Source organism: Candidatus Laterigemmans baculatus, assembly GCF_010367455.1.
Lineage (GTDB): Bacteria > Planctomycetota > Planctomycetia > Pirellulales > Pirellulaceae > Laterigemmans > Laterigemmans baculatus.
Genome location: NZ_WRPR01000073.1, coordinates 1 through 18892 on the forward strand (window position 1 = coordinate 1; position 18892 = coordinate 18892).

The window sequence follows — 18892 nt, forward strand, 5'->3', positions numbered from 1 at the left end:
GCCCCCACTCCACGAGCCCCCACTCCACGAGCCCCCACTCCACGAGCCCCCACTTCACGAGCCCCCACTCCACCAGCCCCCACTCCACGAGCCCGCTCGACACGTACCTGCAATGCCTGGAGTAGTTGCACGCGGCGGTCCGGTGGAGTGCTGCGATCAAAGGCCTCACGCTTTGCCGCAGCGGCTGGTTCCGCGTGCCCAAGGGCGATCGCCAATCGCTGCAATGATAGATCGCTCCGCCGCTCCCGCCACGCGTCGAGGATAAGTTGGGAGAGAGGGTGGGTCGGTGCCGCCTCCCGTCGAAAACGCGCGGCGGGCTCGCCCGTCTGTTCCTGCCAGCCTTGCAAGACCGAGGACCAAAGCTTCTCCCATGGTTCGCCGCGTGCGGCGGGCTCCCGTGTGGAAGCGACGCGTGCCGCTCTCAACAATTCAACGACCGCATCCCAGCCGGCGGGAGTCGCTTCGGCCGTGTAGCGCCGCACCAGCCGCGGAAGCAGAAACTCTCTGCCGAGTTCGGATCTCCAGAGGCTCGGCCGGGTGAATCGCTGCAGAACCTCACCACGTCCGCTGACGCTATGTCGCTCCACCGCCCACCACCACAGCAGCGGCAGGTAGGGATCCTCGCGGTCGACGTCCCGGATGATGTGGGCATTGATGATCGGCATTGCCTGCGAAGCCGGAAGCCGCGTGGCGAGACAAGCCAATTGCTGCCGCACCTCGACCGTCGACTCCACTTCGGCCAGTTCGTCGAGCCGCTCGGCGAGCTCCCCCGAGATCGTCTCTCGGTCCCCAAGCAAGCGGACCGTCCACGCTCGGACTGCCGGATGGGGACTGTCGAGCAAGTCCGCGGCGAGCGATTCATCGAAGCCGCCGATCACGTGCAGCGACCAGAGAGCTTCCAGGGCAGGGGACTCCTCCCGGGCCGAGAGGGCCTGCTCGCGGAGCGTCGCGGCCAGAGCCTGGGAGCCCCGCCGCGCGAGTTCCATCCGCGCCCGCCGCACATGCCACTGATTGCGATGTTGATGCAGCCGCAGCAGTTGCTCGTCGCTGAACGTCGCGAAGTCGATCTGCGGGGTCGCAGGCGGCCTCTTCGCACCGTCGCCTTGAGTCGCCACGATGCGATAGATGCGACCGTTCGAGCGATCCCAGTCGGCATCCGGATCGGGATGGGCGGTCCGCGCATCCGACCAGTCCGCCACGTAAACGGCCCCGTCGGGTCCGACGGTTAAATCGGTCGGGGCGAACCAGGTGTCATTCGCGACGAGCAACTCGCCACCGTGGGCTGTCTCGAACGTCGAACCTCGCGGCTCCAAATCGTGCCAGTAGACTGCGTGGCCGAGCAGATCACCGCCAATGTATTTGCCTCGCAGGAACTCGGGATACTGATCTCCCTGATAGACGAGACCGCCAACGGTTACATGGCCGCCGCGAAAGTTGTGATGCGGGGCGTGATCAAAAAATCCATACGTATAAGGATTGTGCAGCGTCCCGTGCTTGGCGAACGATTTGATGAAGTAGCCACCTTGCACGCCATGCAGCAGCACATGCCCTCCATAATTCGTGCTGTAGAGGAGGTTGCCTCGGCGGTCGAAATCCAAGCCCCATGAGTTGCCGCCCCCTTCGCAAAACAACTCAAACCTGTCGGTGACCGGGTGATACCGCCACACACCTTGCTGAAATTCGATGCCTCGAATGTTCGCCGTTACCGTGCTCCCTTGGCAGCCATATAACCAACCATCAGGTCCCCAGGTCAGCGAATTGGCGACGCTGTGCGCGTCTTCCATTCCCAAACCTTTGAGCAGCACCTGCGGATCGCTATCCGGAACGTCATCGCGGTCGCGGTCGGGATAGAACAGCAAATACGGCACATTGACCACGAACACCCCGCCATGGCCAAAGGCAATACCGCTTGCCAAGTTCAAACCGTCGACGAAATCGCGGCTGCGATCCATCCGGCCGTCACCATCGGTGTCCTCAAGGATCGTAATCTTGTCCGCACCGTGCGGCCCGTGCGGCGGGGGTTCTGGAACGCGGTCGTACTTGGTCCTCGAAAACCGATCGACCTCCACCCGCGCCAGCCCCTCGGGGTTCGGATACTGCAGGTACTGGATCACCCATAACCGCCCGCGATCGTCGAATTCCATCGCCACCGGCTGCCTGACCAGCGGCTCGCTCGCGACCAACTGAACTTCGAATCCCTCAGCAGCGGTCATCCGTCGGGCGGCTTCTTCGGGGGCGAAACCCTGGGCCCGTGCCGGGGTGAGATTGGCCGCGATCTCGACCGACAGGCTCCCGGCGATGAACAATAAAACCGCAAGCCGGTGGTGCAGTTCTCGACTCCGCATCGCCGCATCCTCTGTTGTTCGATTCAACTCACCGGCTCGAGCAGTTAAGCTAGGGCTCTGTCAGAACAACCCAGCTAACACCCTCCCCCCGGGAGGGTCGCGAGGAACGAGCGGGGAGGGCGATCCGCGACGTACAGGCATAAATGCGAACGGATTCAGCTGGCCCTCCCCGGGCCTGAGAGCCCGACCCTCCCGGGGGGAGGGTGATGGGGAAGAGCGGTTTTCTGACAGAGCGCTAGCCTCGGGCCTCTCGGCTGTAAAATTTTCCGCTGCGGAACCCGCGGCCAGCGCCGTCGGCTCAGTCCACAGATGTGAATTGAAAGGGCTCGCGGGGCCGTGTCAAATTCAGCATTCGATTTCTCTTCCCGTGTGTAGGATTTTCCGTGAACGCTTCGGTCCCTTTTGCTCACCTCGGCGCGGTGCGGATTCTGTTGGGCTTTCTCGTCGCGAGCGGGCTCGTCGCGAGCGGAGCCGCGTCCACCGCAGCCAGGGCCGCGGAACACGAACTGCGCGACGGCGACCGCGTGGTGCTGCTCGGAGATGGGCTGATCGAACAAGAGCAGTACTTCGGCTGGATCGAGGTGATGATGACCTCGGCCTTTCCCGAGCGCCACGTCACCTTCCGCAATCTGGGTTGGAACGGCGACACGCCGGCGGGTGATTCGCGGTTTGGGCTGAGCCTGCTGCAGGCGGGCCGTGAGCCGACCGACGAAGGTTGGAAGCAACTCCAGCAGCAGTTGGAATTGACGCGGCCGACCGTGCTGGTGCTCGGCTACGGCATGGCCAGCTCACTCGAAGGAGGAGCGGAGGGGCTCGCTGGCTTTGTGCGAAACTATCAACGGTTGCTCGAGACGGCGCGTGAAATCTCTCCCGACGTCCGGTTCATTTTCCTCTCGCCGCTGCAGCGACTCGATACGGGCCATCCCCACGCGGCCGTGCTCGCCCGCTATGCCAATGCGATTCGCAGACTGGCGGCCGAGCACTCTTCGCCCTTCGTCGATCTGACCACGACGGCGCTCGAGCCCGCGCAACGGAAAGACCCGATCCACGTTAACGAGCAAGGCTACCGCGCGGTCGCCGCGGCGATCGCATCGGCACTCGAGTGGGGCGATGGAGCTTGGCAAGAGAATCCGCTGGTCGAGCCGCTGCGCGAGGTGATCCTCCGCAAGAACCAGTGGTGGTTCCACCGCTCGCGGCCGGCCAACATGGCTTATGTGTTCGGCTTTCGGAAACACGAGCAGGGTCAGAACGCTGCGGAGATTCCCCAGTTCGACAAGCTGATCGAAACCGAAGAACAGCGGATCGCGGCCCTGCGTGGCTTGCAGCCGGTCGCGGTCCAGGAGCCCATCCCGCGGACCGAGTCGCGGTACGCCGAGTTCACTCCCCAGGCGACGCCCGAGTTCACGCTCGGCGAAGATCTCGAAGTGACGCTGTGGGCCGAAAACCCGCTGCTGAATAAACCGATCCAGATCAATTTCGATCCCGAAGGCCGACTCTGGGTGGCGAGCAGCGAGGCCTATCCAATGATCGAAGTCGGCCAATCGGCCCCCGACAAAATCTTGGTGCTCGAAGACAGCGACGGCGACGGAAAGGCAGACCAATCGACCGTCTTCGCCGAAGGGCTGCTGATCCCCACCGGCGTCCAGCCCGGCGACGGTGGAGTCTATGTCGCTCAGAGCACCGACCTCCTGCATCTGAAAGACACCGACGGCGACGGCAAGGCCGACGTCAAGCGACGCGTGCTCAGCGGTTTTGGGACCGAAGATACGCACCACAATCTCCACACCTTGCTGTGGGGTCCCGACGGTCGGCTGTATATGAACCAGTCGGTCTACACGCGGACCGACACCGAAACTCCGCACGGCGTCGTGCGTCTCAAAGCCGGCGGCGGCTTTCGCTACAACACCGACAGCATGCGGATGCAGATTTTCTTCCGCGGCTTGTGGAACGCTTGGGGCCATCAGTTCAACGAGTACGGCCAGTCGTTCCTGACCGACGGCGCGGGCTTCGCCGGAATCGCCTACGCCTTTCCCGGTGCCGCCTTCAACCCCGCCCCGGGGACCCGCCGCCAACTCGATTTGATCAGCCCCGGCAGCTATCCCAAGTTCTGCTCGTTGGAAATCGTCTCCGGCGATTCCTTTCCGCCGGAGTGGCAGAACTCGATCATCACTTGTGATTTTCGCGCCAACCGCGTCGTCCGCTTCAGCCTCCAGCAGCAGGACGCGGGCTATGTGACGCAGCAGGAAGATGACCTGATGCGGACCAGCGCCAGTACGTTCCGTCCGATCGACGTCAAGCAAGGTCCCGACGGAGCCCTCTACATCGCCGACTGGTCCAACCCGATCATCAACCACGGCGAAGTCGACTTCCGCGACGAGCGCCGTGACCGTTGGCACGGACGGATCTGGCGGGTCTCATGGAAGGGGGCCAAAGCCAAGCCGAAGGTGAACCTCCGCGAGCTCGAGACGCCCCAGCTGCTCGACAACCTGCTCAGCAAGGATCGCTTCACCAGCGACCAGTCGCGCCGCGTATTGCTCGAGCGTGGAGGGATCGAACCGGAGGTCGACCAGTGGATGAGCCAGCAGCAAGCGCCCGCGGCCCGTCTGCAAGGAATGTGGCTCTACCAAGCTCTCGGTGCCCTCGACAAACTCCCCTACGACTTGCTGGACTGCGAGGACGGTCGGATCCGCGCCGCCGCGGTTCGCGTGCTCAGCGACTTTGCCGATCCGGCCACCGACCATCCCCAGCGGCTCGAATGGGCTGCGGCGGAAGAGTTGCTCGCTCGGCGAGTGGTCGACGAGCATCCCCATGTGCGTCTCGAAGCGATCCGAGCACTGGGCGCGATCGGCACTGCCGAGGCGGCGCTGCTGGCCCTCGAGTCGCTCGCCAAGCCGATGGACCGGTTCCTCGAATATGCCCTGGCGACGACCATCGAAGAGTCGGCCGAGCCACTGATGACGGCGATCGAGTCGGGTGCCTGGACCGCCGATACGCCCACTCGAGAACGGCAGCTCGCGTTCATCCTGACGTCCATCGATCCGGCGCGTGCCGGTCGCTTTGTGGCCGAACAACTGGAGCAGCGGCCGCTCTCGCGCGACGGCTCGGGGCCCTGGATCGAGCTGATCGGCAAGGCCGGCGGCCCCGACGAACTGCGGCAACTCTATGGGCAGCTCCTCGCCGACGGTTTTGAAGCCGACGCCGCGGTCCGCGCCCTCGGCGCACTCGCCGATGCGGCCCGGCTGAGGCAGATGCGCCCCAACGATCTGCCAGCGGGCATTGGCACACTGATCGACTCGGACAAGGAGGCAATCCAGCGGGCGGCGATCCAGTTGGCGGGCGTCTGGAAGCTGGGGGGACAGATTCCCGCTCTGACAGGTGTCGCTGCACGCTCCGAGGCCGCGGCTCCACTGCGGCTGGCCGCCCTCGAGGCCATGCGGAATATCGGAGGCCAGCCTGCCGCCGATGCACTCGCCAAACTCGCCTCCAGTGACCCGGATCGCACGATCCGTCAACGGGCGGTGGTCCTGCTGGCAGCGCTCGACGCTCAGCGGGCACCACAGCCGTTCTATGCGCTGCTCGCTCAGCTCCCCAGCGAAGAGGAAGCGTTGGAGCTGTGGCGACAAATGCTCAGCGGCCAAGGCGTCGGACAAGTGCTGGCGGCGAATCTGCCGAGCGAAGGCATCTCCACCGCCGCGGCGCGGGCTGGAGTACGCGCTTCGCGCGACGGAGGCCGCGAGGAACCCGAGCTGCTCGCCGCCCTGCTTCCGCTCAGCGAGATGTCGCTGACGGCCGAAAAGATGACGCCGGAGCGCGTTCAAGAATTGATCCGAAAGGTAGCCGCCCAGGGCGACCCGGCCCATGGCGAGAAGGTCTACATGCGGGAAGCGCTCGCCTGCATCCACTGCCATGCGATCGGGGGAGTGGGCGGAAAAGTCGGCCCCGACATGACCAGTCTCGGAGCCAGTGCGCCGGTCGATTATTTGATCGAATCGCTCTTCGATCCCAGCGCCAAGATCAAGGAGGGTTACCATGCGGTCACGGTTCTGAGCGATGACGGAACGATCGTCAGCGGCATTGAAACCGAGAGCACCGATGCGGAAATGGTGCTCCGCGACGCCAACGACAAACTCGTCCGCATTCCCAAAGCGGAGATCGTCGGAACCAAACCGGGTCAATCGCTGATGCCCACCGGAGTCGTCGATCGGCTGACCGAGCAGGAACAGATCGACTTGATCAGCTTCCTGTCGAAGCTCGGCAAGCCGGGAGAGTTCGACGCCAGCCGTGGTGGTGTCGCGAGGCTCTACCAGGTCCTCGCCGGGACACACCGTGTCGAGCAAGAGGCGGCCGGACGGATCGTCAGCGGCGAGTTGGAAGAAGGCTGGAAGCCGCTCCAGTCACGCGTCAACGGCACCGTCGATCGGGAGACACTCGCCGCGCTGACCGAGCAGCCGCCACATATCGCGCTGGTCCACGTCTACCTCAGGACGGAGATCGAAGCCTCCCAAGCCGGCTCGGCGACGCTCACGATTCACGGCACCGACTCGGCAACGCTTTGGATCGACGGCAAACAGATCGAAGGAGCAGGTACCTATAAAACCCAGCTCGACGCCGGCCGCCACACCGTCCTCGTGCGGCTCGACGCCCGCGATCTGCCGAACCAGTTCCGGCTCACCTCCAACGACGTCACCTTCGCCACCGAGTGAACATCAAACGTCCGCGGCGATTCACCGGATGCTTCCCGTCCGCTGCTACGGCGCGTCGGGCACGCGGTCGGATGGACGTGCATCCTGAAGCATCCACTGGGGGGGCGGAATCAAGGAAGACCTTGCTACCAGCATCAGAACTCCTCCGACGATCAACAGCATCGGAAGCAAAAGGGTCTTCCTCTCAGAGTTCATTTCACGATCCAGAAGTTGAGGCGGTTGGCACGTCCCACGGCACCCACAGCCGTAGAAGCCCAAGCATACCACCAACCACTCGCAATGGGGGGTCCAGAGTCAACCGTTTCCGAACACAGAACCAAGGGGCACACCTTTCCCACCCGTGCTGCCTGCGGTTCCTTCCCCCACTGACTCCGAATCGCGATCAAAACAGCCAGTCCATCGTTTTCTTCGAACCGCCAATGGTAGACGGTGCCACTTGGCAGCGGCCGGCGTTCAGGGCCGGCCCTTAATCCCCCGCGTACGAGCCTGTGATTTTTCCATCTTGGATGACGACGTTGATTCCCAGGTCGCCCCAGTCGTCATAGGCATAGGACACATCGATCTCGGAGCGTTCAATCAGCCCGGAAAGGTCGATTGCCACCAAATCTTTTTCCCCGGTCCACTCGCACCAACCCTTCAGGTTTCGCCGGATTTCTTCGTCAATCTGCGAATCGAGGTCCGTCAACCATTCGGAAACGAGCGGTAGCTTGGCAATCAGCGAAGTATCAAAAATCGGATTCTGATGAACCGCATAGTCGATCCCCCCAACGGTAAACTCCCAGCGTTCGCCACTCGAATCCCACTGGACCAAGACCCCCTGACAGCGGACTCCAGGAACGGCTGAAGTTTTTTGTTTCCGAGACAATGGCCACACGACGCAATCCTTCCCCTTTCCGTGCTTTTCCGTGTCCTTCCGTGGCCACCATTCGTTGGATTCGTGTCATTCGCTCCGTAAAATCTTTTCCATTTTTCGTCCTTTGGCCAGTTCGTCGACCAGCTTGTCGAGGTACCGGACCTGCTGCGTTAGCGGGTTTTCGATCTCTTCCACGCGGTAACCGCAAATCACCCCGGTGATCAGGTGCGCGTTCGGGTTGATCGTAGCGTGCTGAAAGAACTGCTCGAACGTCGTACCCTGCTCGAGATGCTTCTGCACCGCCGGCTCATCATACCCGGTCAACCACTCGATCACTTGGTGCAGCTCCTCTTGAGTTCGGCCCTTCTTTTCCACCTTCCGGAGATAATGCGGATAAACCGAAGCAAACGTCATTGCCGCGAACCGCTCGTCGTGACTGCTTGTGCTGCGCATCGTCTCTCGCTGGGGCTCTAGGTTAGCGATCCCGCTCTTAGCAGGAGCCGGTTTGACATTGTTTCTCCAAGGCACTTCGCGGCCTTGACGTGGCGGTCGTAGTCCGGCTTGAGATAGCCGTAGGAACCTGCTTCTGGATAGTAGCGCATGCCGACGACGACCTTGACGAGGAAACTCCATCGTATGCCGGCTCGATGCTGGTAGACAGTCTTCGGTTGCTGCCGGGGCGAGGGGGGGATTGGGACGGTCAGGTCGGGAGAGAAGTTGCTGTGGACTCGGCGAGCTCCCAGTCGTTAGAAGCGGTACTTTTCAGGCACTGCACTTGGAAGCCGGTTGCGACGATGACTCACCCGCACTCCTTTCGATTGCTCGGTTCGTCCGCCCCCCGTGTCTTGAGCGTGGCGACTCTGCTCCTCTGCCATCTAGCCTTCATGGCAGGTTGTAGCTCCGAGCGCCCCGACGTGGCGACGGCTCCTCCGGAGACCGCGGAGTCCACGGCGGCATCCGGTCGCGAAACGGCCGCGCCCATAGAGGCCCAAGCTCCGCGGATCGATGCGGGTGCACACGCAGCTTCTGCGTACCCGGCTCCGGCCCCCGAGCACCCGGCAGCCAATTACCCGGCGCCCGAATCCGCCGCTGCGGCCGAAGCCATGGCACCGATGGCGATGCGGTCGGCGGCTCCGATGTCCCATCAGCTGCAGGGGTCCAATCAACTGCAGGGGCCCGAGCATCTGCATGAATTGCCTGCCGGATCGACGCATGCGGCGGAGGAAGGCTATGCCACGGTTCAAGTGTTTTATGCGACCGACCGGGCCCGCGATCCGCTCTCGCTCGAAGCGTATCAGATCAGTGGTGCTCGGCAGCCGGTGATGCTGCTCGGCGTGCTGGCGGTCGGCTGCGGATTCCTTGCACTCCTGTCGATGCTTCGGGGGCGGAGCTCCGCGAGTGCGGTAGCGGCGCTCGGAGCGGTGGGCAGCGGCGGGATGGCCGCAGCCTGCGTCGTGCTCGGCTCGGCGAACATCGAGAAGCACGGCGTGATCTACAACAGCGAACGGGGGACGCTCACCCGCGGCGTCTGCGAGGTGACGGTTCCCGATTCGCACCAGCGCGGCCAGGTCGAGCGGCCGAGCCTGCTCCGCTTCGAATTTCGCGAGGACCAGCGGAAACACGTCGTGCTCACGAGCGCCGTGGAGCTCACGCAGAACGATTTCCAACGGCGGCTGGCCGAACTGGTGGACGAGTCGGACGAGCGCGATCTGCTGGTCTTCATCCATGGCTATAACGTCGACTTCGAGTCGGCCGTGCAGCGGACCGCGCAGATCGCCGTCGACCTTCCGTTTCACGGTGTCCCGATCTGTTACAGCTGGCCCAGCCAAGGCACGTTGCTCGGATACCCGGTCGACGAGAACAACGTGGCCTGGACAACGTCGCACCTCCGCTCGTTCCTGATGGAGCTGGCCGAATCCAGCGGAGCGGATTCGATCAATCTGGTCGCCCACAGCATGGGCAACCGGGCGCTGACGTCGGCGCTGAGTGAAATCAGTTTCCAGTTGTCCGAAGACGAGCAGCCACCGTTCGACCGCGTCGTGTTGGCGGCTCCGGACGTCGATGCCGATCACTTCCGCAAAGACCTCGCTCCGCGATTGCTGGAGACCTCGCGGCACGTGACGCTCTACGCATCCTCGGACGACCGGGCGTTGATCGCCTCAAAACAGGTCCACGGTTATCCGCGGGCAGGCGAGAGCGGTTCGCAGATCGTCGTCGTCCCCGGGGTCGAAACGATCGACGTGTCGGGGATCGATCTGTCGCTGCTCGGACACAGCTATTACGGCGACAACGGAGCGATGCTCCGCGATCTGTTCCAGCTCGTCCACGATCGCTTGCCGGCTGGGCAGCGAGCCTCGTTATTGCCTCGAGGCTACGGCACGATGACCTACTGGCAGCTGGCCGCCGCCTCGCTGGCCGAGCGGGTGGCACCGCCAGTCCGATAGCCGACAGGCCGGTGTCCGGTAGCCGGTAACCGGTTTCCGGTTTCCGGCAGAAGGCTGGGATCAGTCGGGCGTATCGAGGTACGGGTCCTGTCCGATTTCGCGCTGCAGCTTTTTGCGTTCCTTCTCGTGGTGCAGAAGCACCATTCGGTCGCGAAAGTGTTTCCGTTCGACTTTGATTTGGGCTTTCCGAAACGCGGGCGCGAAGTTGTGGAAGGGCCCCGGCGCGGTCTCTCCGAGCCGCTTGAGTTTCAGCCCTTTGTCGGGCCCATAGCCGTTCTTGAGGATGTCGTCGTCGAGCGACAAGTATTGGCGGTAGGAGCCGTTATCGCCTTGCCGGCCGCAGCGTCCGATCAGCTGGCGGTCGATGCGGGCCGCGTCATGCAACTCGGTGCAGATCACGTGCATTCCGCCGATCGCCTCCACACCGGGAGCAAGCTTGACGTCGGTACCACGTCCGGCCATATTCGTCGCCACGGTCACTTTGCCAAAGCCGCCAGCGCGAGCCACGATGTCCGCCTCCTCAGCGACCTTGTTGGCGTTGAGTGTTTCGTGTTCGATCCCCGCCTCGTCGAGCAGCTTGGAGATGGCTTCGGATTTGTCGATCGAGCGAGTCCCGATCAGGACCGGTCGGCCCTGGCTGTGCATCTCTTGGACTTCTTTGACGATCTCCACGAATTTATCGTGCATCGACCCGAACACGCGGTCGGGTAACTGCACGCGTTTCGGGGGCCGGTTCGTGGGGACGCGGATGACCGGCGTGCGGTAGATCTTCTTCAGCTCGCCGGCACTGTTGGCCGCCGTTCCGGTCATCCCGGCCAGATGGTGATAGCGGAGGAAGAGGTCCTGGACGGTGATCCGAGCCGCTTGTCCGGTCGGGACGGAGATCTCGAGTTGCTCCTTGGCTTCGATCGCTTGGTGGATCCCGTCGCGCCATTTTCGTCCCTCGGCCAAGCGACCGGTGAATTCGTCGACGATGACGATCTCGTCCCCTTTCTGCCCCGATTTGATGACGTACTGGCGGTCGCGAATGAATTCCTTATAGACTTTGGCAGCCCGCTCGGTGAATTCATAAAGGTCGACTAGGCCCATCGTGCGGACGAGGTCGGATTTGGGAAGCGAACGCACAAGCCCTCGACCGCGGCCGGTCAGCTCGTACTTTTTCGTTTCCTTGTCGATCGTGTAATGCTCGTCTTCGATAAACGCGGGTGCATGCTCGGCAGCCCAGCGGTAGGTCTCGACGATCTGGTCGCGGACCGTGTCCTCGATCGAACCAATGATCAGCGGCGTCCGCGCCTCGTCGATCAAGATGCTGTCCGCTTCGTCGACCAGACAGAAATGCATGCCCCGCATTACCGGCGCGTCGCCGCCGTCGGAAAATTGGGTGCGGGAATCGCCGAGCATTTCGGCGCCGAGCCGGTTCTGGGCCCGCAGCAGGAGGCGGTCGCGGAGGAAGTCGAAACCGAACTCCTTCGCCGTCCCATAGGTCACATCGCTCGAGTAGCTCTTGCGTCGCGAACCTTGATCGTCTTGCGTCTGGATGATTCCGACCGAGACGCCGAGGAGCGCAAACAGCGGCTTCATCCACTCGGCGTCGCGTTTGGCCAAGTAATCGTTGACCGTCGCCAGGTGGGCCCCCTTGCCGACGAGGCTGTGCAGATACAGCGGCAGGGTCGCCGTCAGCGTCTTCCCTTCACCGGTCTGCATCTCGGCGATGCACCCTTCGAACAACGACATGCCGCCGATCAGCTGGACGTCGTAGTGCCGCATGCCCATCGTCCGCCGTCCCGACTCGCGAACCAGGGCATAGGCCTCGGGCAGGAGTGATTTGAGCGGCTCGCCCGCTTTGGCTCGATAGCGGATCGCCAAGCTCCGTTTGCGGATCTGGGCGTCGCTTTCGGCCTGGAGCAGCGGTTCGAAGTCACCGATCCGCTGGAGCCAGCGTTTCCAGCGGAGCAGTCGCGGGCGGGTGCCGACGGCCATCCAGGTCGAGAGTTTCAAACCGCCATCGTTGCGCTCCGCGACGGCCAGCAAGGATGGGTCGCCCGTCGACCGATCAGCGGCCACCGCCGCGCCCTCATCCTCAAGGGGCGCACTCTCGGGCTTCGGCTGGGACTGGGGCAAGTTGGTTTCGGCGTCGGTCGACGTCATGCAACTAAATCCGACTTTTCTCGGGAAAACGTCCGGTTTCTCTCATCTTATCCCACCCTGCCGCGAAGGGGAGTCAGATAAGTCCGGCTTTACTCCGGAAGATAGGAAGAATAGGGGGGCGCTGCCGCTCGTCCGGGACGTACCGCAAGTCGGTGGGGGAATCCGTCGATGCAAAGACGGCAGTTGTGCCAGATTTCACGGATTGAAGAGTGGTCCAATGAAACGCAGAAAACTGAGGCTGTCGTGTCTCCTGCTCCTCGTCGGAGCGGTGAACGCGAACGCCCAAGATACCCGATTCCCATCGTACGACGACGACGCCGTCTTCGTCGGCGACACCGCCGATACAGGAACCTACGTGGGTGATTCCTACGTCGGTTCGGGAAGCTCCGTCCGCGGCGAGACGGTCGGTTGGTCGGAGACAGCTCCGGCGGCCGGCGGCTCGCACCACCTCCCCGGCTCGCACTCGGCTCACCGTAGCCAGCATGCGACCCAGGGACACTACCACGCGCCGAGCAGCTATGCTTCGAGCGAGTACTGTGGAGAGATCGGCAGCGTGCTCCATGGTTGCAACCCCAAGTGGTTGCGAGCCGAGACGCTGCTTTGGTTCCCCAAGGGGCGGGACGGCTCGCCGCTGGTGAGCGCAAACACGGCGACCGGTGATCCGCTCCAAACGGTGTTTGGCAACGACATCGGCGAAGGCTTGGCTCCCGGCTTCCGGCTCGACTTCGGACACTACTTTGCCGGTGGCCAGTATGGTCTCGGCGCCCGCGTCTGGGGCCTGTACGACGCCAGCGACGATTTCTCGGCGTCGAGCGACGGAACTCGCGATCTGGCGCGGCCGTTCTTCAACACGAACCCCGTTTTCGGACCGCCCCGCGATGACTTTGCGATCATCGGTGGCGTCCTCGGGGGCGAGACTTTCACCGGCAGCGTCAATGCCGAGTCGGAACTGGATATGATCGCGACCGAAGCCTACGGCCGCATGATGCTCGGCCAAGGCGCCGGGTTCCACGTCGACCTGCTCGGCGGTTACAGCTACTTCGGAATCGACGACACGCTCACGATCAACAGCTCGACGACGAACGTGACGACCGACCCAGGTCTGGTGCGCACGTTCCGTGACAGCTACGAGACCGAAAACCACTTCCACGGTGGCCAGATCGGTCTGGAAACGATCCTCAAGCAGGGTCGCTGGTCGTTGCTGACGCTGACCAAGGTCCACTTGGGCAACGTCCGCCAGCAAGTCAACATCGACGGCTCGTCGACGCGACAGGTCGCGGCTCCGGTTCCGCTCGAAACGTTCGACAACGGCTTCCTGGTCCAGGGTCAGCAGGGACAATACGAACGCGACCAGTTCACGTTCGTCCCCGAGCTGAACCTCAAGCTGGCCTACATGCTGCGTCGCAACATCAGCCTCTCGGTCGGCTACTCGTTCCTCTACTGGGATGATCTGGCGCTGGCTTCGGATCAGATCGACAACCGAGTCGACGGCGCGCTGCTCCTCACGGACGATCCGAATCCGGTCCAAGAGGACTTCACAATCCGCGATTCTGGCTTCTGGATCCAAGGCATCGACTTGGGCGTCACGATCGACTTCTAAGACGCTTGCGTGCGACTGGCACAACGACTTGCAAAGCGAAAGTGCGGCATCGGAAACGGTGCCGCACTTTTCTGCGGTTTCCCGGCTACGGTTTCATCGCGTCTTCGAGGACTTGTTCGGAGACGTAGATCGGTAGCGGGGGATGGAACGTGACGGCAACGGCGATCGCGTCGGAGGGGCGGGAATCGATCTCGATGATCTCGCCGTCCCGTTTCAAGCGGAGGTGGGCAAAGTAGGTGTGGTCTCGAAGTTCGCTGATCACGACGCTGTCGACTTCGGCCCCCAAGGCTTCGGCGACGTGCACGACCAAATCATGGGTCAGCGGCCGCGGCGGGTGGTAGTCGTCTTTGACCCGGCGGTCGATGTTGGTCGCCTCAAAGATGCCGATCAAAATCGGGAACTGCCGATCTCCGTCGACTTCCCGCAAGTAGATCACTTGGTTGTCGCTGATTTCGCTGATGATGATCCGCGCCAGCTGCATTTGCACGGGCATCGCTGCTCGCTCATGAGAAGAGGAAAAAAAGGAAAAGCGGGGAGGCTGCTGCTTCGCCCGCTCGAGATACCAGTATACCGCCCCGGCAGCACGCGAAGGAGCCTCGCCCTGGGATGGTGAAAAGCCCGGAGGAAAAGGTCGCCAGAAGTAGAAACGGCGAGTCAAAATCTCACCCTCCCGCCCCGCGGGAGGGTCGGGCTCTTAGGCCCGGGGAGGGCAATGGGTTTCGGCACGAACTCTCGATTGAGCCGTGAGAAAAGAAGCAAATGCGTTGAAGAAAAGGGTCACACGCACTCATCACGCGAGCGTCTACCGGCCCCTCCCCGCTCGTTCCTCGCGACCCTCCCGGGGGGAGGGTGATCTCTTTCGCGGAACAGCTTCAACTCATTTACGAGAAAGTTTTCTCCGGCAACGGGGCCTACAGCACGCGAGGCCGAGCGACTCCTTCGTGCCGGAAGATCGAGACGCCCAGCGGCGGCAGATCGATCACCAACGAGTCGGCTCGGCCGTGGTGGCCGTGGCCCGTCGCTTCGGCTCCGGGATGGGTGCCGACGTTGCTTCCGCCGTAGATCGACGCATCGCTGTTGAAGATCTCCCGCCAGAAGCCTCCGGTCGGCACTCCGATTCGGTACCCGCGGCGGACCACCGGAGTGAAGTTGCAGCAGACGAGCACCAGCGGGTCGTCCTTGTCCGATTTGCGGAGGTAGGAGAGGATGCTGTCGTCCGCGTTCATCGCATCGACCCATTCGAATCCGCCGCTCGTGAAGTCGTCACGGTGGAGAGCCGGGTTGTCGATCACGGCGCGGTTCAAGTCGGCAACGCATTGTTGGATCCCGCGGTGGTTGTCGAAATCCAACAGCGACCACTCGATCCCCCGGTCGTGGTTCCACTCGTTCCACATCCCGATCTCGCCCCCCATGAACAGCAACTTCTTGCCGGGGTGCGTCCACATGTAGCTGTACAGCAGGCGGAGGTTGGCGAACTTTTGCCACATGTCCCCCGGCATCTGGCTCAGCAGCGCTCCCTTACCGTGCACCACTTCGTCGTGCGAGAGCGGCAGCATGAACCGTTCGCTGAAGGCATAGATCAGGCTGAACGTCAGCTCGCTGTGGTGGAAGCGGCGGTGGATCGGCTCGTGATGGAAGTACCGCAAGCTGTCGTTCATCCAGCCCATATTCCATTTCAGCGAGAAGCCGAGTCCACCGTCCTCGACCGGACGCGAGACGCCCGGCCAGGAGGTCGATTCCTCGGCGATCGTCAGCGCCCCGGGATAATCCTCGTGAGCGGCCGAATTGAATTCGCGGAGGAAGTGCAGGGCCTCGAGGTTTTCACGGCCGCCATACTGATTTGGAATCCACTGGTCGTGCTCGCGGCTGTAGTCCAGGTAGAGCATCGAAGCGACGGCGTCCACGCGGAGCCCGTCGATGTGATAGCGATCGAGCCAGAACAGGCCGTTAGCGACCAAGAAGTTGCGGACTTCGTTGCGTCCATAATTGAAAATCTTGGTGCCCCAGTCCGGGTGTTCGCCCTGCCGCGGATCGCCGTGCTCGTAGAGCGCCGTGCCGTCGAACTGGGCCAAGCCGTGGCTGTCGCGAGGGAAGTGGGCCGGAACCCAGTCGAGGATCACGCCGATCCCGTGGCGGTGGCAGTAGTCGACGAAGAACATGAAGTCCTGCGGCGTGCCGTAGCGGCTGGTCGCAGCGTAGTAGCCAACGGTCTGGTAGCCCCACGAGCCGGTGAACGGGTGCTCGCTGATCGGCATCAGCTCGATGTGCGTAAAGTTCATGCGGCGGCAGTACTCGACGAGCCGCTTCGCCAGCTCGCGATAGTTGAACCAGCCGTGGGCGCGATCGCCTCCCTGCATCCAGCTGCCGAGATGGACTTCGTAGATCGACATCGGCTTGGCGAGCTGGTCGTTTTTCCGCCGCTGCTCGAGCCACGACTGATCGTTCCACTCAAACGAGCTCAAGTCGCTGATGATCGAGGCGGTGTGCGGAGGAATCTCCGCGGCAAAGCCCAACGGGTCGCTCTTGTCGATCCAGGATCCGTGAGCCGTCAGCAACCGGTACTTGTACTTCTGGCCATCTTTGGCACCGGGAATGAACAGCTCCCAAATCCCCGCGTCGCTGCCCCGCATCCCATGCTGCCGTCCGTCCCAGCCGTTGAAGTCGCCGATGACTTGCACGGTCCGGGCGTTCGGCGCCCAGACCGCGAAGTTGACTCCCTCGATTCCATCGACCGTGCGGATCTGAGCCCCCATCCGCTCATACAACTTGCGGTGGCGTCCTTCGCCCATCAAGTAGCGGTCGAAGTCGGAAAAGATTGAGGGAGCTGCGTAGGGATCGTTCATGGTGACTATCTCGCCGGAGCGTTTGGCAACGCGAATGCGGTAAGGAGAATGGGGAACCGAAGAGGCTGCCGAAGCGATCCGCGCCCCCTCCTCGGGCGTGCAAATCGCTTCGTAAAAGCCGGCCGGGTGGATCCGCCGCATCGGCCGCGGCACACCCTGCGGCCCCTCGATCAACCAGGCCTGCAGGCTATCCGGGACAAACGTCCGCACGGCCGTCGCCGGCCGCCCCTGATACACCACCTGGTGCGGACCGAGCAACGCAGCGGGATTCTCGTGACGACCTTCGACCAATTGCCCGAGCTGAGAGAGCGTGACTTCCGTGTGCATAGCGAGGTGTTCTTCTAAAAACGATTGTGAGGACTGTGAATGGTGTCGGGAAGCAACCTCAGGCGACCGCCAGTTGCCGGCTTGCCTCCGCCGGGTAACCCCCGGCGACGCTCTGGCATTGGCCGATCAGCCAGCGGCGAAGTCCATCGGTCACCCCGCCCTTCCGCTCGTGCCGAGGGTCCGCTCCGCGCGTCCCCCCAGCCACAACCGGTCCCTGGGGCCGCAACGGAGCCGCGGCTGCCGCCGCAAGCCGCGGGACGCGGCGGCCGACGACCGGAGCGGCGGCGACACAGCAGGCGCTGACTGCATGAATGTCCAGCGCCCGGTCGACGCGCCGCCAGAGATCCGCATTGGTCACCTCCATCCGTTGACCGAAATGCTCCCACATGAACCCGGCCTCGCGCCAGCGGGGCAACGAATCGCTGAGCGAGCGAATCACGTACCGGCTGCTCGAAAGCATCGTCACGGCCGCCGGTCCCGGGAGCGCCTCCAGTCCCCGCACCACGGCCAGCAGCGCCAAGCGATTGGCGTCTCCCAACTCGCAGTCGGTGGCTTCGAGGAACGGCTGGCCGTCGAGTCGCTCGAGTACAAACCGCCACGATCCCAGTTGGTCGGAATCGCCCAAGCGGGCTTCACAAACCAGCAAGTACTGGTCGGCTAAGGACGAATCGGGCAAGGACGAATCGGGCAAGGACGAATCGGGCAAGGACGAATCGGGCAAGTACGAATCGGGCAAGTACGGCTCGGGGCAATCGATCATCAGGGGGACCTCGCGTCCGGTCGGGAGAGCGCGGCTTCCGTCCGCTGGATGTGACTGGTCGCCGGGGCTCCAAATTCCCCGACAGCCGTTTCGATCGGCCACCCCAACGCAAGAATTTCAGCTCACCCAACCCAAAAACTCCCCCAACTCCAAATCCACGACGTAGGAATCGAGCGATCCGCATAACCGGAAAGGAGGTTTCAGGGTTCAGGTTTCAGCGAAGCGGTACTCGTACTCAGCGAAGCGGTACTCGTACTCAGCGAAGCGGTACTCGGAGGCGAATCGAGTGCGGAGACAGCCCGGCGCAAGGGAGTCGAGTACGAGTACGAGTACCGCTGCGCTGAGTACGAGTACGAGAAGAAGGTTCTATCCGCGACCTGCTCCCTGAAACCTGCCTCCCCGCCTCCCGCCCCCCTCCCTTCGCTCTCGCGGGGGTTATGGCATAATCGGCCGAGCGTGTTCCCGTTTGCACTCCCGAGGGGTCAGTGGCTGTGGCTGAAACGATCTTCTCCAAAATCATCGACCGGCAGATTCCGGCGGACATTCTGTTCGAGGATGACCGCTGCCTCGCCTTCCGCGATATCAACCCCCAAGCGCCGACGCATTTCTTGGTGATCCCCAAAAAGAGAATCGTCTCGCTCGCGGTCGCCGAAGCGGAGGATGGCGCGCTGCTCGGCCATCTGCTGGGCGTCGCCGCCCGCGTCGCCGCCGAACAAGGGCTCGGCTCGGGCTACCGCGTGGTGACGAACATCGGTCCCGACGGAGGCCAGTCGGTCGATCACCTGCACCTGCACGTGCTCGGCGGCCGCTCCCTCGCTTGGCCCCCCGGATAAGCACCGCCCGAAGTCCCTGAGCCGACGGCGCTAGCA

General features: G+C 63.1%; 11 protein-coding genes. 4 read left to right on the plus strand and 7 right to left on the minus strand.

Features of this window, described 5'->3' with window-relative positions:
* On the minus strand, nucleotides 1-2372 hold a 2372-nt coding region (locus GNK13_RS14410; protein WP_390622516.1), incomplete at its 3' end, for a PVC-type heme-binding CxxCH protein.
* A 356-nt stretch (nucleotides 2373-2728) separates the two neighbouring features.
* Here GNK13_RS14410 and GNK13_RS14415 point away from each other — a divergent pair.
* Nucleotides 2729-7048: a PVC-type heme-binding CxxCH protein gene (locus GNK13_RS14415; protein WP_164103257.1), complete on the plus strand. Its 4320-nt coding sequence runs from the start codon at nucleotides 2729-2731 to the stop codon at nucleotides 7046-7048.
* A gap of 466 nt (nucleotides 7049-7514) precedes the next feature.
* Here the strand turns inward: GNK13_RS14415 and GNK13_RS14420 are convergent, their stop codons facing one another.
* Nucleotides 7515-7859 (minus strand): hypothetical protein, encoded by a 345-nt coding sequence (locus GNK13_RS14420; RefSeq protein WP_164103258.1) that lies wholly within the window; start codon nucleotides 7857-7859, stop codon nucleotides 7515-7517.
* Nucleotides 7860-7988: 129 nt separating this feature from the next.
* Nucleotides 7989-8354: a DUF2200 domain-containing protein gene (locus GNK13_RS14425; RefSeq protein ID WP_164103259.1), complete on the minus strand. Its 366-nt coding sequence runs from the start codon at nucleotides 8352-8354 to the stop codon at nucleotides 7989-7991.
* Nucleotides 8355-8785: 431 nt separating this feature from the next.
* Here GNK13_RS14425 and GNK13_RS14430 point away from each other — a divergent pair, with 431 nt between their 5' ends.
* Nucleotides 8786-10345, plus strand: coding sequence for an alpha/beta hydrolase (locus GNK13_RS14430; RefSeq protein ID WP_235935174.1), 1560 nt, complete (start codon nucleotides 8786-8788; stop codon nucleotides 10343-10345).
* Nucleotides 10346-10405: 60 nt separating this feature from the next.
* On the opposite strand, the gene GNK13_RS14435 is transcribed toward GNK13_RS14430, so the two are convergent.
* Nucleotides 10406-12493, minus strand: a complete 2088-nt coding sequence (locus GNK13_RS14435; protein WP_164103261.1) for a preprotein translocase subunit SecA — start codon at nucleotides 12491-12493, stop codon at nucleotides 10406-10408.
* Between the two features lie 217 nt (nucleotides 12494-12710).
* Here GNK13_RS14435 and GNK13_RS14440 point away from each other — a divergent pair, with 217 nt between their 5' ends.
* Nucleotides 12711-14093, plus strand: coding sequence for a BBP7 family outer membrane beta-barrel protein (locus tag GNK13_RS14440; RefSeq protein WP_164103262.1), 1383 nt, complete (start codon nucleotides 12711-12713; stop codon nucleotides 14091-14093).
* An 85-nt stretch (nucleotides 14094-14178) separates the two neighbouring features.
* Here the strand turns inward: GNK13_RS14440 and GNK13_RS14445 are convergent, their stop codons facing one another.
* The 3 genes from GNK13_RS14445 to GNK13_RS14455 form a co-directional block, all read right to left on the minus strand.
* Nucleotides 14179-14586 (minus strand): bifunctional nuclease family protein, encoded by a 408-nt coding sequence (locus tag GNK13_RS14445; protein ID WP_164103263.1) that lies wholly within the window; start codon nucleotides 14584-14586, stop codon nucleotides 14179-14181.
* A gap of 418 nt (nucleotides 14587-15004) precedes the next feature.
* Nucleotides 15005-17263: a 1,4-alpha-glucan branching protein GlgB gene (glgB, locus tag GNK13_RS14450; RefSeq protein ID WP_164103264.1), complete on the minus strand. Its 2259-nt coding sequence runs from the start codon at nucleotides 17261-17263 to the stop codon at nucleotides 15005-15007.
* Between the two features lie 58 nt (nucleotides 17264-17321).
* Nucleotides 17322-18023 (minus strand): RNase H family protein, encoded by a 702-nt coding sequence (locus GNK13_RS14455; RefSeq protein WP_164103265.1) that lies wholly within the window; start codon nucleotides 18021-18023, stop codon nucleotides 17322-17324.
* Nucleotides 18024-18514: 491 nt separating this feature from the next.
* Here GNK13_RS14455 and GNK13_RS14460 point away from each other — a divergent pair, with 491 nt between their 5' ends.
* The gene (locus GNK13_RS14460) at nucleotides 18515-18856 is read left to right on the plus strand and encodes a histidine triad nucleotide-binding protein (RefSeq protein ID WP_164103279.1); all 342 of its coding nucleotides are present in this window, start codon (nucleotides 18515-18517) and stop codon (nucleotides 18854-18856) included.
* Nucleotides 18857-18892 lie beyond the last annotated feature (36 nt).